The organism is Streptomyces pseudovenezuelae (genome assembly GCF_001513955.1).
In the GTDB taxonomy this organism is placed as follows: Bacteria; Actinomycetota; Actinomycetes; order Streptomycetales; family Streptomycetaceae; genus Streptomyces; species Streptomyces pseudovenezuelae.
The window spans coordinates 947,933-961,225 of sequence record NZ_KQ948144.1; the positions used below are offsets into that span (position 1 = coordinate 947,933).

General features: G+C 70.6%; 15 protein-coding genes and 1 pseudogene. 10 read left to right on the top strand and 6 right to left on the bottom strand.

Translation table 11 applies throughout. From position 1 onward, the window contains the following. Positions 1 to 27: 27 nt before the first annotated feature. On the bottom strand, positions 28 to 516 hold the full coding sequence (locus AQI94_RS04125; RefSeq protein ID WP_031042595.1) for a GNAT family N-acetyltransferase: 489 nt from the start codon (positions 514 to 516) through the stop codon (positions 28 to 30). A 67-nt stretch (positions 517 to 583) separates the two neighbouring features. Between AQI94_RS04125 and AQI94_RS04130 the strand changes: the two genes are divergently transcribed. From AQI94_RS04130 to AQI94_RS04140, 3 genes are all read left to right on the top strand, one after another. Next, the gene (locus tag AQI94_RS04130) at positions 584 to 1,279 is read left to right on the top strand and encodes a hypothetical protein (RefSeq protein WP_031042592.1); all 696 of its coding nucleotides are present in this window, start codon (positions 584 to 586) and stop codon (positions 1,277 to 1,279) included. A gap of 5 nt (positions 1,280 to 1,284) precedes the next feature. Further along, the gene (locus AQI94_RS04135; RefSeq protein WP_031042588.1) at positions 1,285 to 2,001 is read left to right on the top strand and encodes a hypothetical protein; all 717 of its coding nucleotides are present in this window, start codon (positions 1,285 to 1,287) and stop codon (positions 1,999 to 2,001) included. A gap of 157 nt (positions 2,002 to 2,158) precedes the next feature. Beyond that, complete coding sequence (locus AQI94_RS04140; RefSeq protein ID WP_020116060.1) at positions 2,159 to 2,551, top strand: hypothetical protein; 393 nt, start codon at positions 2,159 to 2,161, stop codon at positions 2,549 to 2,551. Positions 2,552 to 2,561: 10 nt separating this feature from the next. Here the strand turns inward: AQI94_RS04140 and AQI94_RS04145 are convergent, their stop codons facing one another. Further along, complete coding sequence (locus AQI94_RS04145; protein WP_031042583.1) at positions 2,562 to 3,233, bottom strand: O-methyltransferase; 672 nt, start codon at positions 3,231 to 3,233, stop codon at positions 2,562 to 2,564. A gap of 86 nt (positions 3,234 to 3,319) precedes the next feature. Then, entirely contained in the window at positions 3,320 to 4,684 is a 1,365-nt protein-coding gene (proP, locus tag AQI94_RS04150; protein WP_031042582.1) for a glycine betaine/L-proline transporter ProP, read from the bottom strand. Between the two features lie 310 nt (positions 4,685 to 4,994). Here proP and AQI94_RS04155 point away from each other — a divergent pair, with 310 nt between their 5' ends. Beyond that, positions 4,995 to 7,028, top strand: coding sequence for a bifunctional glycosyltransferase 87/phosphatase PAP2 family protein (locus tag AQI94_RS04155; protein WP_037941932.1), 2,034 nt, complete (start codon positions 4,995 to 4,997; stop codon positions 7,026 to 7,028). Between the two features lie 6 nt (positions 7,029 to 7,034). Here AQI94_RS04155 and AQI94_RS04160 read toward each other — a convergent pair whose 3' ends face one another. After that, positions 7,035 to 8,273, bottom strand: coding sequence for a cytochrome P450 (locus tag AQI94_RS04160; RefSeq protein WP_031042577.1), 1,239 nt, complete (start codon positions 8,271 to 8,273; stop codon positions 7,035 to 7,037). A 223-nt stretch (positions 8,274 to 8,496) separates the two neighbouring features. Between AQI94_RS04160 and AQI94_RS04165 the strand changes: the two genes are divergently transcribed. After that, positions 8,497 to 9,666 carry a steroid 3-ketoacyl-CoA thiolase gene (locus AQI94_RS04165; RefSeq protein WP_031042574.1) on the top strand — a complete coding sequence of 390 codons (1,170 nt, stop codon included), beginning with the start codon at positions 8,497 to 8,499 and terminating at the stop codon, positions 9,664 to 9,666. On the opposite strand, the gene AQI94_RS04170 is transcribed toward AQI94_RS04165, so the two are convergent. Then, positions 9,650 to 9,832: a DUF397 domain-containing protein gene (locus AQI94_RS04170; protein WP_031042571.1), complete on the bottom strand. Its 183-nt coding sequence runs from the start codon at positions 9,830 to 9,832 to the stop codon at positions 9,650 to 9,652. The two genes, AQI94_RS04165 and AQI94_RS04170, sit on opposite strands and share 17 nt — an antisense overlap. Continuing rightward, a complete protein-coding gene (locus AQI94_RS04175) occupies positions 9,813 to 10,640 on the bottom strand; it encodes a helix-turn-helix domain-containing protein (protein ID WP_031042568.1) in 828 nt (275 codons plus the stop codon). Before AQI94_RS04175 ends, AQI94_RS04170 begins: the two co-directional genes overlap by 20 nt. A 92-nt stretch (positions 10,641 to 10,732) precedes the next feature. Here AQI94_RS04175 and AQI94_RS04180 point away from each other — a divergent pair, with 92 nt between their 5' ends. From AQI94_RS04180 to AQI94_RS04200, 5 genes and pseudogenes are all read left to right on the top strand, one after another. After that, on the top strand, positions 10,733 to 11,137 hold the full coding sequence (locus AQI94_RS04180) for an ATP-binding protein (protein ID WP_037941928.1): 405 nt from the start codon (positions 10,733 to 10,735) through the stop codon (positions 11,135 to 11,137). Between the two features lie 79 nt (positions 11,138 to 11,216). Continuing rightward, positions 11,217 to 11,639, top strand: a pseudogene (locus tag AQI94_RS04185) (DUF6461 domain-containing protein); the annotation flags it as partial. 173 nt (positions 11,640 to 11,812) lie between these two features. Then, the gene (locus tag AQI94_RS04190) at positions 11,813 to 12,268 is read left to right on the top strand and encodes a hypothetical protein (RefSeq protein WP_031042549.1); all 456 of its coding nucleotides are present in this window, start codon (positions 11,813 to 11,815) and stop codon (positions 12,266 to 12,268) included. Position 12,269: 1 nt separating this feature from the next. Next, a complete protein-coding gene (locus tag AQI94_RS04195) occupies positions 12,270 to 12,728 on the top strand; it encodes a pyridoxamine 5'-phosphate oxidase family protein (protein ID WP_051832049.1) in 459 nt (152 codons plus the stop codon). 128 nt (positions 12,729 to 12,856) lie between these two features. Next, the gene (locus AQI94_RS04200; RefSeq protein ID WP_031042543.1) at positions 12,857 to 13,273 is read left to right on the top strand and encodes a hypothetical protein; all 417 of its coding nucleotides are present in this window, start codon (positions 12,857 to 12,859) and stop codon (positions 13,271 to 13,273) included. Positions 13,274 to 13,293 lie beyond the last annotated feature (20 nt).

Genomic DNA, 13,293 nt, shown 5'->3' on the forward strand with positions numbered 1-13,293 from the left:
TGCCGGTGTGGTTGCCGGGCGGGTTCGCTACAGCGTCTTGCCCAGGGTGTGGTCCGCGTAGATGTCGTCGCTGTACGGCTCGATCTCCTCGTAGCCGAGCCTCGCGTACAGGGTCAGGGCCTCGGTCAGGTCCTTGCGGGTCTCCAGGATCACGCGGGTGGCACCCAGGGTCCTGGCCGCGGACTCCGCCGCCTCGACCAGGCGAGCCGCGCCGCCCTTGCCGCGCATGTCCCGGTGCAGATAGACCCTGGTGAGCTCGGCGCTCCCGTCGGGACGCAGCCGTAGGCCCGCGGTACCGGCCGGCTGCCCCTCATATCTGGCCACGAGCAACAGGCCTGTCGGAGGCGTCAGTTCGCCGCCCGTGTGCCTCGCCACCTCCCGCTCCAGCTCCGCCGGGTCCGTCCTGCGGTTCTCGTGGAGGAGGTAGTAGCGGTCGCTGACCTCGGTGTAATAGGCGCGCCAGAGGGCCGCGGCCGTCGGGGTGCCGGGATGTTCCGGAGTGATGGTCCAGGTCATGGCCTGATTGTCGCGTACACATATACGGAGACGGTTTGAACAAAACGTTCAGGGCAACCCGGCAGACATGTCAACAGGCCTGATCATCGCTCTGATCGTGATCGTGGCGGCCGTCCTCGTCGTGGCGGCCGTCCTGACCCTGCGTGGCCGGGGCTCGCAGCACGGCCGGGGCCTGAAGCGACGCTTCGGGCCCGAATACGACCGGGCCGTGGCCCGGCACGACGGGGACGAGAAGGCCGCCGAGCGCGAACTCGCCGAACGCGTGGAGCGGCATGGATCGCTGCGCCAGCAGCCACTCGAACCGGCGGAGCGTCAGCGGTACGAGGACCGCTGGACGGCCGCCCAGGAACGCTTCGTCGACTCCCCCCGGGAGGCCGTCGTCGAGGCGGACCGGCTGCTCGCCGAGCTCGCCAAGGCCCGGGGCTTCCCGGACGGCGGGCAGTACGAGGAGCAGTTCAACGCGCTGTCCGTGCACCACGCGGACCACGTGCACGGCTACCGGCGGGTGCACGCGGTGGCCGGTGCCCGCACGAACGCCCGGCAGGACGGCGACGGCCGGACGGACACGGAGGACTTGCGCTCCGCCATGGTCGAGGCACGGGCCCTCTTCGAGGACCTCGTCGGCCCGTCGCGGAGCCGTGAGGAGTCCCGTACACCCACCGGCGAGTCCCACGTGCGCGCCGGTCAGCCCCGCGACGGTCGCGAAGACAGCCGGGGACATCTGCCGTGGGCATTCAACAGGCGTCACGCGAAGGGGAGTTGAGCGACATGACGGATGCCACCAGCAGGCCGGGGGCCGAGGGCGCCCGGGGTGAGGGCCGGACCGGCAGGGGCACGGGCAACGACCCCGCGGGTACGCGCAGCCCCCTGGTGACGCCCACCGGGACCGAGGCGCCGGATCTGGACCAGGAGAGCCGTCCGGCGGGCACGACCGGCACCGAGCGGCGTGGGCCGGGCGTCGGTGACGAGGGCGGCTTCGGCGGTGAGTCCACCGCCGGCCGTGACAAGACGTCCGGTTTCGGCCGCGAGACCGAGCGGGGGCGGGACACCGGTTCCGCCGACGCCGTCGGCGGTGTCGGGACCGGTACCGGGACCGGTGCGGGCGGGCTCTCGGGTCTCGAAGGCCGCGACGGCCGCAAGGTCCACAGCGGTCATGACGGTCACGACGGCCATGACGGCCACGCCGGTCACGAAGCCCGGCTGCTGCCGCACGACGAGTGCGACAAGCTCAGCACGCGGCTCCAGCACGCCGTCGCCGGGTTCGTGGACGAACCCCGGTCCGCCGTCGAGGAGGCCGACCACGTGCTGGAGGAGGTCGCCACCCGGTTCGCCGATGCCGTGAAGCAGCGTCGGCGCACCCTGCGCAACTCCTGGCAGCCCGGCGACACCGGTCAGAACAAGGCCGCGAGCGCCGGCGACACCGAGCAACTCCGGCTGGCGCTGCGGGACTACCGCGAGCTGACGGAGCGGCTGCTGCACAGCTGACGCGTCGTCCATGCGTACGACCGGCCTGCCGCCCGAAGTCGGGCGGCAGGCCGGTCTTGCGTGCCTTGCGCCGGACAGCGCCGTGCCGGGCGATTTATCATGCGGCGGCGGCGAGCCGACGTGGTTGCCGCGCAAGGACCTTCCAGGAGGAGCGCACGTGCTCGAACTCACCATGGCCGTCGTCACCGCGGCGGAGGAGGGTGCCACGGCCGGTATGCAGATGGCCGACGCGCCCAGTGACCCGGGCACCGTGCTGCGCGTGGGCCGGGACAAGTCCGTGTGCCGGCTCGCGACCCCCGACGACTGGCTGTTCGTCTCCCGGGTGCACCTGGAGTTCCTGTGCGGACCCGAGGGTGTCTGGCAGGTGACCTGGCTCCAGGGCTCGCAGCCCGATCCCTCGTCCGAGGTGCAACTGGTGGCCGGGGCCTACGCGCAGCCGCTGGTCTACGGCGGCTCCGTGACGCTGCCCCGGGGCGGCAACGGCGAGATCGTCATCCGCGACCGCACCGCCCCGCGCAGCGTCAACGTCGGCTTCTACCACGAGGTGTGAGCCTGCCGGGTCACGGCAGCACGCGGGCCAGCGCGAAGCCGTCGTAGCCCTTGGTGCCCACCGTCTGGATCGCCGTGGCGCTCAACCGCGGGTGCCGTCCGATCAGTTCGAGCGCGGTGCGGGTGCCCACGACGTCGGGGGCGGGGTTGTCGGGGTCGGCCACCCGGCCGCCCCGCACGACGTTGTCCACCACGATCAGGCTGCCCGGGCCGGTGAGCTTGACCGCCCACTCCACGTAGGACGGGTTGTTGGCCTTGTCGGCGTCGATGAAGACCAGGTCGAAGGGGGGCGGGTGCTCGTCGGCCAGCCGGGGGAGGGACTCCAGGGCGGCGCCGACGCGTACCTCGACGACCTTGTCGAGGCCCGCGCGGGCGATGTTGCGGTTCGCGACCTCGGCGTTCCGCGGGCTGTACTCCAGGGAGACCAGGCGGCCGTCGGCGGGCAGCGCGCGGGCCAGCCAGATCGTGCTGTAGCCGCCGAGCGTGCCGAGTTCCAGGATGCTGCGGGCGCCCTGGATCTGGGCCAGGAGCTGCAGGAGCTTGCCCTGTGGTGCCGTGATGGCGATGGACGGGAGACCGGCGGCCTCGCTGTCGCGCAAGGCCGCCCGGAGTGCTTCGTCCTCCGGGGCGAGGTGGGCGGTGAAGTAGTCGTCGACGTCGTCCCAGAACTGCGACTCGCTCATACGCCTGTGCCTTTCATCTGCCTAGTTAGGTCAGCTAACTAGTTGCGCGAATGAATATAGGCGTGCTCCCGGCCGCTGTCAGGGAATTACCGCTGGGGCGGTGAGCCGGGCAGCGGCCGGCCCGCGGACTCCGTCATGAACCACACCGCGACGCCGCCGACGACGGCCGCGGCCATCATGTAGTAGGCGGGCATCATCATGTTCCCGGTCGCGCCGATCAGCGCGGTCACCACCAGCGGGGTCGTGCCGCCGAACAGGGACACCGAGGCGTTGAAGCCCACCGACAGGGAGCCGTAGCGCACCCGGGTCGGGAAGAGGGCCGGGAGGGCCGACGGCATCGCCGCGGTGAAGCAGACCAGGAGCAGGCCCAGCGCGCCCATGCCGAGCGCGATCGCGAACAGGCTGCCCTGGCGGATCAGCAGCAGGGCCGGAACCGACAGGAGCAGGAAGCCCGCGCAGCCCGCGGCGATCACCGGGCGGCGGCCGACGCGGTCGCTCAGGGCGCCCGCGAAGGGCTGGACGACCATCATCAGCGCCATCACGGCGAGGACGACCAGCAGGCCGTGCGTCTCGTCGTACTTGAGCTCGCTGGTCAGATAGCTGGGCATGTACGACAGCAGCATGTAGTCGGTGACGTTGAAGACCAGGACCAGACCCACGCACAGCAGCAGGGCCCGCCACTGGCCGGTGATCATCTCGCGCAGCGGGACCTTCCGGCGGCTCGACTCGGCCTTCTCGGTCTCGGCCGCGAACGCCGGGGTCTCCTCCAGGCGCAGCCGCAGATAGAGGCCGATGGCGCCCATCGGGCCCGCGATCAGGAACGGGATCCGCCAGCCCCAGGAGACCAGGTCGTCGGTGGACAGCAGGGCCGTCATCAGGGTGACCAGGCCCGCGCCGGCGATGTATCCGGCCAGCGTGCCGAACTCCAGCCAGCTGCCGAGGAAGCCGCGCTTCTTGTCGGGCGCGTACTCGGCGATGAAGGTGGACGCGCCCGCGTACTCGCCGCCGGTCGAGAAGCCCTGGACCAGCCGGGCGGCCAGGAGCAGCAGGGGGGCGCCGACGCCGATCGTGGCGTACGACGGGATCAGGCCGATGGCGAAGGTGCCGGCCGCCATCATGATCATGGTCACGGCGAGGACCTTCTGGCGGCCCACGCGGTCGCCCAGCGGGCCGAAGACCAGGCCGCCGAGCGGGCGGACGAGGAAGGCCGCGGCGAAGGCGCCGAACGTCGACAGGAGCTGGGCGGTCGGATTGCCGGAGGGGAAGAAGACCTTGCCCAGGGTGACGGCGATGTAGCTGTAGACGCCGAAGTCGAACCACTCCATGGCGTTGCCCAGGGCGGCTGCCTTCACGGCACGCTTCACGAGGGCCGGGTCGACGGCTACGGCCTCGGGGGTGCCGGGGTCGTGAGAGGGGTGGACGGGGTGGGGGAGGGCGGGGGCACTCGGCAAAACGTCGCTCGCCTGCCTTTCGACGGGGACAAGGGCAAAAAGCGACCATAGGCGGACTTGCCGGGCTTACGTCCTGCTCAAGTCCGGTCGCGGACCGTGAATAAACGTGCTGTATGCAGGTACCCTGCGCCCGGCCGGGAACGCGTCTTCGCGGCACACGTGTGATCCATCTCGCGCCCGGCTGCGCGACGCCCCTCCCGGCGGACTAGTGTCATTCGGACAAAAGGAGACGGACGTCAGGTGAAGCCGGGGTGGCCTGCGTCCCTCTTCACGGACGCATGGCACGAACGGGACGAGAGGCCGACGCGGCGTGGCGAATGCGGAGCACAGTGGGGCCACCGAGATCCAGGCGCGGCTGCGCGTAGCCAGACTCGCCCTGTGGCTGGTGGCGGCCGTCCTCGCCCTGCGAGAGGTGGCCGTCGTCCTCAGCACCCCCAGAGGCGAGCGGCTGACGGACCTGGAGACCTGGGTCGGCCCGGACGGCGTCCTGCATGTGAAGGGGTCGCTGTACGACTCGACGCGGTTCACCGGTACCCCGTTCGGGGGACTCGTCCTGAAGCCGCTCACCCGCGCCGCCGAACAGGCGCTCGGCTGGGGCTGGACCTTCGGCACCCTGCTCCTGGTCGTCGCCCTCGGTCTCGTCGCCGCCCGTGCCCTGCCCCAGCCGGTCGGCCGCCGCACCTCCCTGCTCGCCGCGCCGGTCGCGATCAGCCTCCTGATGCTGTCGCTGCCCGTGCGCAACACGCTCTACCTCGGGCAGACCAGCATCATCCCGGTCCTGCTGGTCCTCGTCGCCTGCTTCGCCGTCCGCGGTGAGCGGGTCAGCGGACTGCTCATCGGGCTCGCCGCCGCCCTCCAGCCCACGGTCCTGCTCTTCGCGGCCCTGCTCTGGTTCACCGGCCGCCGCCGTGGCGCCCTGACCACGGTCGCGGCCTTCGCCGCCGGCACCGCGCTCGCCTGGGCCGCGCTGCCGCACGACTCGTACACCTACTGGGTGCACCACATCGCGGGCACCGGCCTCGGGGGGCCCGCCGACGACCTCGCCAACCAGTCCCTGCACGGCCTGCTGCTGCGCCTGGGCGTGTCCGGACCGCTGGAGATCTCCCTCTTCCTGGCCCTCGGCGCGGCCGTCGGGGCGCTGGGTGTGCGCCGGGCCGTGCGCTACGCCCGCGACGGCCAGCTGCTGCTCGCGGTCGCGATCACCGGCTGCGCGGCGATCGCGGTTTCGCCCACCACCTGGCAGCACCAGCTGCTGTGGGTGCTGCTCGCGGTCGTCGGGCGGGTCGGCAAGCGGGCCTCCGACCGGTATGTGTGGCCGGTCGCCGTCGTCGTGGTGATGACCCTGCCCACGACGATGCTGCTGCCGCACATCTCGGCGCTGTACCCCCTGCGGAACAACCTGGTGCTGCTCGCCGCGCTCGCCGCCGCCACGGTGATCCCCTTCCTGTCGCGCACCTCGCCGTACTGCCGCACACCGATCCCCGCGCAGTTCGCCCCCGCGGCGCCCGCCCGGTTCCGGCGCGTCCCGCTGCTGCCGTTCCTGCGGCGGGTGCTGACGCGGCCGAACCTGCTCCTCGAACTCCTGCTGCTCCGGGTCACCTACGCCGCCTACCAGCAGGTCAGACTCGCGGCGACCGGCGGCAGCAACTCCGCGGGGCGGGCCACCGCCGAGAAGCACGGGCAGCAGGTCCTCGATCTGGAGCGGCTGCTGCACATCGACATCGAGCACTGGGCCAACCACGCGGTCGTGAAGGTCGACTGGCTGCGGAACTTCTTCGACTTCTACTACGAGTCCTTCCACTTCGTGGTCCCGCTGAGCGTGCTCGCCGTTCTGTACTGGCGGCGTCCGGTGGACTACCGCTGGGCGCGGGCCTCGCTCGGGTTCGCGACCCTGCTGGCCCTCGTCGGGTTCTGGCTCTATCCGCTCGCCCCGCCACGGCTGATGCCGGCGCTCGGGGTCATCGACACCGTGCACGGCGTGCAGGACTTCTCCAAGCCGGACTACGGGACCCTGACCGCGCTGACCAACCAGTACGCGGCGATGCCCTCGCTGCACTTCGGGTGGTCGTTGTGGTGCGGGGTCGTGATCGCGGTCATCGCGCCCCGGTGGTGGATGAAGGGACTCGGGCTGCTGCACCCGCTGTTCACCGTGTCGGCGATCGTGGCCACCGGCAACCACTGGGTGCTGGACGCGGTGGGGGGCGCGGTGGTCGTCGCGGGCGGGTTCGGGTTGTCGTACCTGTTCCAGGGGCCGCGGGGCCGGACGGCCGCAGTGGTGGCGGAGGCGGAGGCGGCGGATCAGGAGCGGGCGCCGGCGAGACGAGATACGGCCCCGCGCCCCTGACTGCCCTCAACCGAGTGTCACCTGAAGCTCCTTGACGCCGTTGATCCACGCCGAGCGCAGGCGGCGCGGGTCGCCGGTCGCGCGCAGGTTCGGCATGGCGTCGGCGATGGCGTTGAAGATCAGGTCGATCTCCAGCACCGCGAGGGACTTGCCGAGGCAGTAGTGCGGGCCGCCGCCGCCGAAGCCGAGGTGGGGGTTGGGATCGCGGGTGATGTCGAAGACGTCCGGGTTCTCGAACACCTCGGGGTCGTGGTTGGCGGCGGCGTAGAAGATGCCCACCCGGTCGCCCTTCCTGATCTGCTTGCCGCCGAGTTCCGTGTCCTGGGTGGCCGTGCGCTGGAAAGCGTTGACCGGGGCGGCCCAGCGGACGATCTCCTCCGCCGCCGTGGAGGGGCGCTCGGCCTTGTACAGCTCCCACTGGTCGGGGTGGGTGAGGAAGGCGTGCATGCCGTGGGTGATGGCGTTGCGGGTGGTCTCGTTGCCCGCCACCGCCAGCATCAGCACGAAGAAGCCGAACTCGTCGGAGTTCAGGTTGCCTTCGTCCTCCGCGGCCACCAGGGTCGTGACGATGTCCTTGGCCGGGCACTGCTTGCGGTCGGCCGCCATGTTCATCGCGTAGGCGATGACCTCCATGGCCGACTCCTGGCCGACCTGCTCGCTGATCGCGTACTCCGGATCGTCGTACGAGATCATCTTGTTGGACCAGTCGAAGATCTTCGCCCGGTCGTCCTGCGGGATGCCGATCAGCTCGGCGATGGCCTGCAGGGGCAGTTCGCAGGCGACCTGGGTGACGAAATCGAAGGAGCCGCCGGGCAGGGCGGAGGCGCTCTCGACGATCGCGTGGGCGCGGTTGCGCAGCCGCTCCTCCAGGGCGCGGATGGCCCGGGGCGTGAACACCCGCTGCACGATTCCGCGGACCCTGGTGTGCTCCGGCGGGTCCATGTTGAGCAGGATCAGCCGCTGCGCGTCGATCGCGTCCCGCTGGATGCGTTCGTTGAAGCGGATGATCGCCGTGTTGAGGTACGACGAGAAGATCTCCGGGTGGGTGGAGACGTACTTGACGTCCGCGTGCCGGGTGACCGCCCAGTACCCCTCGTCCTGGAAGCCGGCGACATTGCCCGGCTGGGGGATCCAGCGCACCGGTTCGGCCCGGCGCAGCTCGGCGAACTCGGGCAGCGGTACGCGGCTTTGCAGCAGGTCGGGGTCGGTGAAGTCGAACCCGTCGGGGAGTGCTGGACACGTCATCGGCAACTCACTCCAGCTGTCTGGCAACACATCTGACGATCCATCAGGAACAGAGCTGCCGTGAAGGTAGTAACGGGTTCTACAAGAGGCAAGGGGTGCAGACGCCTCAATTGCCTGCAAGACCCTTGCGGTGGTGGCCGGACCGTCCGCAGACTGCAAGCACCGCGCCAACTAGAACACGTACTAGTTCCATGGATCCGTTCGGAGGAGAGGACCCGCACCCATGGCCGCCGAACCCGTGATCGTCGAAGCCGTCCGTACCCCCATCGGCAGGCGCGGCGGCGCGCTCGCCAATCTGCATCCCGCCTATCTGCTGGGCGAGACCTACCGAGAGCTCCTCGGCCGTGCCGGCATCCCCGCCGACGCGGTGGAACAGATCGTCGGCGGCACGGTCACCCACGCCGGCGAGCAGTCCATGAACCCCGCGCGCACCGCCTGGCTGACCGTCGGGCTGCCGTACGAGACCGCGGCGAGCACGGTCGACTGCCAGTGCGGCTCCTCGCAGCAGGCCTCCCACATGGTCGCCAACATGGTCGCGGCCGGGGTCATCGACGTCGGCATCAGCTGCGGTGTCGAGGCGATGTCCCGGGTGCCGCTGGGCTCGGGATCGAAGCACGGGCCCGGCAAGCCCTTCCCGGACGAGTGGAACGTCGACCTGCCCAACCAGTTCGAGGCGGCCGAACGGATCGCGCGGCGGCGGGGGCTGACCCGGGAGAACGTCGACTCGCTCGGCCTGCTCTCCCAGGAGCGGGCGGCCGTCGCCTGGTCCGAGGAGCGCTTCAAGCGGGAGACGTTCGCCGTCCAGGTGCCGACCACCGAGGACGAACAGCGGGCCGGGCAGGGCATGTGGCGGCTGGTCGACCGGGACGAGGGGCTGCGCGACACGTCCATGGAGGCGCTGGCGGGCCTGAAGCCGGTCATGCCGACGGCGATCCACACGGCGGGCAACTCGTCCCAGATCAGCGACGGCGCCGCGGCGATCATGTGGGCGTCGAAGCGGATGGCCCGGGCGCTGAAACTGAGGCCGCGGGCGCGGATCGTGGCGCAGGCGCTGGTCGGGGCCGACCCGCACTTCCACCTGGACGGTCCCGTCGACGCGACCCGCGCGGTCCTCGGCAAGGCGGGCATGTCCCTGAAGGACATCGACCTCGTCGAGATCAACGAGGCCTTCGCCTCCGTGGTGTTGAGCTGGGCCCAGGTCTTCGAGCAGGACCTGGAGAAGGTCAACGTCAACGGCGGCGCGATCGCACTCGGACACCCGGTGGGGGCCACCGGGGCCCGGCTCATCACCACGGCCCTGCATGAACTGGAGCGCGCGGACAAGGAGTTCGCGCTGATCACGATGTGTGCGGGTGGGGCGCTGGCCACCGGCACGATCATTCAGCGGTTGTAGACGTCCAGTCCACGAAGGCGGTGAAGACGGCGGGGTCGATCGTGAGGATCGGTCCCGCGGGGGTCTTGGAGTCGCGGACGGCGACCGCCATGACCGTCTCGGCGATCTCCACACAATCACCGCCCTGGTCGCTGCTGTAGCTGGACTTACGCCAGTTGCTCTCCATAGCGGTCCTCCCTCGCGCGCCGGATCAACTCCGCCGAGTCCTTGAGGGACAGAGCGGCGGCTCGAAGATGATCGTAACGGAGCGAGCAGTCCTTGACGGTGTCCGGATTCGCGGTCGGATGTCCGCTGCCGTATCCCTCGGTGTAGACGATGGTCGGGTCGCTGACGAACCGGTAGAGGTTGAACGAGCCAGTCAGTCCGGCGTGCGCCCCTGCGGAGAACGGCAGTACCTGGATGTTGATCTGGGGATCATTCTCGAAGGACAACAGACGGGTCAGTTGGCCGCGCATTGTTTCCTTGTCGCCGATCTCCTGGTAGAGCGCGGCCTCGCTGATGACCATCCAGAAGACCGGCGGCTCGTCCTTCTCGAAGATGCGCTGTCGCGCGAGTCGTACCGCGGTGCGGTCGTCGAGGTCGTTGCGCCGGAGTGCGCTGAGGGTGGCGCGGGCGTAGGCCGGGGTCTGCAGCAGTCCGTGGATCATGGTGGCCTGGAAGGTGCAGATCTCGGTCGCCCGTGCCTCCAGCTCGGCAACTTGCTGAAACCATGAGGGCAGTTGACTGCGCAGCACCAGATCGACCAGTCGGGTCAGCAACCCGTCCGACCCCAGCGCCGCGTCCGCCCGCTCGCTGAACTCCGGTGTCGGTACCTTCCTCGCGGTCTCGATCTGCCCGACCAGTGAGCCGGTGTAGCTGAGGATGTCGCCCAGTTGGCGCTGGGTCAGGTGGGCCGCTTCTCGGAGTCGGCGCAGCTCGAAACCGTAGTAGTCGCCGGGCGAGGCGCCGGGGTCGAGGGAGTGGATGCCGGTCACGCGGGGTCCCCTCTCGGGTAACTGGGTCCACGGCTCTACCAGTTGTGTCCGTTCGATAGCCCAGCGTAGTCGTGCGAGATCACGCTCGTACCGTGAACTCCTACATTCCCCAGTGGCGCCTGTCGCTCACCGCGGGCGAGCACTCCGCCCGTCACATCCGCCGGATCGTCCGCTCGCTGCTGGCCGAGTGGGGGCTGTCCGCGCTGTGCGACGCCGCCGAGCTCGGTGTGACGGAGCTGGTCGCCAATGTCGTACGGCATGTTCCGGACCGCCGGTGTGTGGTGCTTGTGTTGCGGCTGGAGGGCGGTGTCCGGGTGGAGGTGGCGGACGGGGCGCCCCAACTTCGGTGCCCGGCGGCCGAGTCGGACGCGGAGGCGGAACACGGTCGCGGACTCGTGCTGCTGGACGCCGTCGTGGACAAGTGGGGTGTGGGGCCGAGATCGGGGGGCGGGAAGGTTGTCTGGTTCGAGTGCGGAGCAGAGTGCGGGCCCTCATGATGGCGAGATGGGAGAGGGACTTGGATGGGTGCCCGAGGCGTATCCCTTCGGCTAGAGCCTCCTCTTCTGCGAGGGCCTCACACCGGAGGAGGTGCTCCGGCGGCTCGGTGCCCGGCGCGAGTCCGTCTTTCCGCTGACCAGGCGCGAGGCGCAGGAGATCGAGGTCCACAACTCGATGGACGAGCCGTTCGGTCTGGACCACCTTGAGGATCTGGACGTAGAGGCCGTGGAGGAACTCGGCTTCCTGCGGCGCTCGGTGGACGCGGTGGTGCGGGCCGGGGCGATCGAGGGCTGGACCTTCGCCGTCCAGGCCTCCACGTCGTACGTCTCCGCCCACCACTACCTCCCCGCGCTTTCCTCGGGCAGCCGCGTGCTCGCCGCCGGCTGTGACGTCAACGCCACGCAGCGGGTGGAGTACGCGGTCGACGGGCACGTGTTGTCCTCCTTCGACCCCGGGACTCCCGGGTACGACGACGGCGCGGACCCGTCGGCCCTCGCCTGACCGGCGGACGGCGGGAGCATGAGCCCGCCGCGGGTTCTGGAGTACCTGGAGAGCCGGTTCGGGCTTTGGGTGCCGAAGGGCTCCGAGGAGTGGCGGCTTCCGGCGGCGCCCCTGTCGACCCACCGATGACTTCGGCCCGCCGGTGCGGTCATCACTCCGAGGAGGTGTTCGCGATGGACGCGACGGCACGGCAGGAAGCTCTGGAGCGGCTGGATGTTCTGGCCGGGGAGTGGGTCGTGGAGGCGGAGTTCCCCGGGCAGGACGCGATGGCCGGGCGGAGTGTGTTCGAGTGGACGCTGGACGGGCAGTTCCTGGTGCAGCGGACCGAGGCCCCGAACCCCGCGCCGGACAGCACGGCGATCGTGTCGGTCGAGCCGGAGACGGGGGCGTACACCCAGCACTACTTCGACGCGCGGGGTGTCGTGCGGCTGTACGCCATGACCTTCGACGGCGAGGTGTGGCGGCTGCTGCGTGAGGAGGCGGACTTCTCCCCGCTGCCCTTCAGGCAGCGCTTCACCGGGCGGCTGAGCGCGGACGGCGACAGCGTCCACGGGGTCTGGGAGCGGTCGAAGGACGGGTCGGCCGAGTGGGAGACGGACTTCGGGCTGACCTATCGAAGGACCCGCTGAGATGCGGCCGAGCGAGGAGAACGCGCGCGGGATCGTCGAGGCGAGCCGGTACCTGGTGCTGGCCACGGCGGACGCGGAGGGGCGGCCCTGGAGCACGCCGGTGTACTTCGCGCATGTGGGGTGCCGGGAGTTCTTCTGGGTGTCCTCGCCGGAGGCCCTCCATTCGCGGAACATCGCCGTACGGCCCGAGGTGGGCATCGCGGTCTTCGACTCCTCGGTGGAGATCGGTACCGGGCAGGGGGTGTACGTGTCCGCCCTCGCCGCCGAGCTGGTGGACGGGGCCGAGCGGGCCCTGGAGGTCTTCTCCCGGCGGTCGTTGGGGCACGGGGGGCGGGTCTGGACCGTCGACGACGTGCGGGGCGACTCGGGGATGCGGTTGTACCGGGCGGTGGCCGGGGCGCACTCGATGCTGGCGAAGGACGGGCGGCCGGATCACCGGGTGGCGGTGGAGCTGCGCTGAGGGTGTAGCGGGCTGCACCCAGGGTCCGGGAGTGCGGTCCCTCGTGGTGGCGGGCGCGGACCGGGATCGTGGATCACGGATCGCATCGGTCCGTCGGCCCAGGTCACCACCCACGTAAGGAAGCTCCCGTGTCCTCTTCGCCCGCCGCCGTGAAGTCCCTCTTCGCCGATCTGCTGCTCTGGACCCTCTTCGTCGCCGGTCTCGCGGCGAGCGGTGGTGCCGGATCCGTCCTCGACGGCACGCGCCAGGACGTGGCGACCTGTGCCGGTGGTGTCGTCGCGCTGATCGCGGGTTCGCGGATCGCCAGGAAGCCGGGGATCAAGGCGTTCCTGTCGCTCCCGGGCACGCTGTGGTTCCTCTTCCTGTTCAACGGCGGCATGGCGGTGACCCTGTACTTCGTCCTCGGTGGGACGGACGGCGTCATCGCCGCCTCCGCGATGGGCGCGGTGTCGCTGGGCGCGGCGGGCGGACTGGTCGCGGCCCGCCGCAAGGGGGCGGCGGGGACGACGCGCCGCGCCCCGGCCCGGACGGCACCGCGAGCCTGAGCCGGCCCCGGGACACCGAG

What these genes read in the sequence shown, in the direction of transcription:
- AQI94_RS04125 (WP_031042595.1), bottom strand. Translation starts at nt 516, where the DNA reads ATGACCTGGACCATCACTCCGGAACATCCCGGCACCCCGACGGCCGCG.
- AQI94_RS04130 (WP_031042592.1), top strand. Translation starts at nt 584, where the DNA reads ATGTCAACAGGCCTGATCATCGCTCTGATCGTGATCGTGGCGGCCGTC.
- AQI94_RS04135 (WP_031042588.1), top strand. Translation starts at nt 1,285, where the DNA reads ATGACGGATGCCACCAGCAGGCCGGGGGCCGAGGGCGCCCGGGGTGAG.
- AQI94_RS04145 (WP_031042583.1), bottom strand. Translation starts at nt 3,233, where the DNA reads ATGAGCGAGTCGCAGTTCTGGGACGACGTCGACGACTACTTCACCGCC.
- AQI94_RS04160 (WP_031042577.1), bottom strand. Translation starts at nt 8,273, where the DNA reads ATGACGTGTCCAGCACTCCCCGACGGGTTCGACTTCACCGACCCCGAC.
- AQI94_RS04165 (WP_031042574.1), top strand. Translation starts at nt 8,497, where the DNA reads ATGGCCGCCGAACCCGTGATCGTCGAAGCCGTCCGTACCCCCATCGGC.
- AQI94_RS04170 (WP_031042571.1), bottom strand. Translation starts at nt 9,832, where the DNA reads ATGGAGAGCAACTGGCGTAAGTCCAGCTACAGCAGCGACCAGGGCGGT.
- AQI94_RS04190 (WP_031042549.1), top strand. Translation starts at nt 11,813, where the DNA reads ATGGACGCGACGGCACGGCAGGAAGCTCTGGAGCGGCTGGATGTTCTG.
- AQI94_RS04195 (WP_051832049.1), top strand. Translation starts at nt 12,270, where the DNA reads ATGCGGCCGAGCGAGGAGAACGCGCGCGGGATCGTCGAGGCGAGCCGG.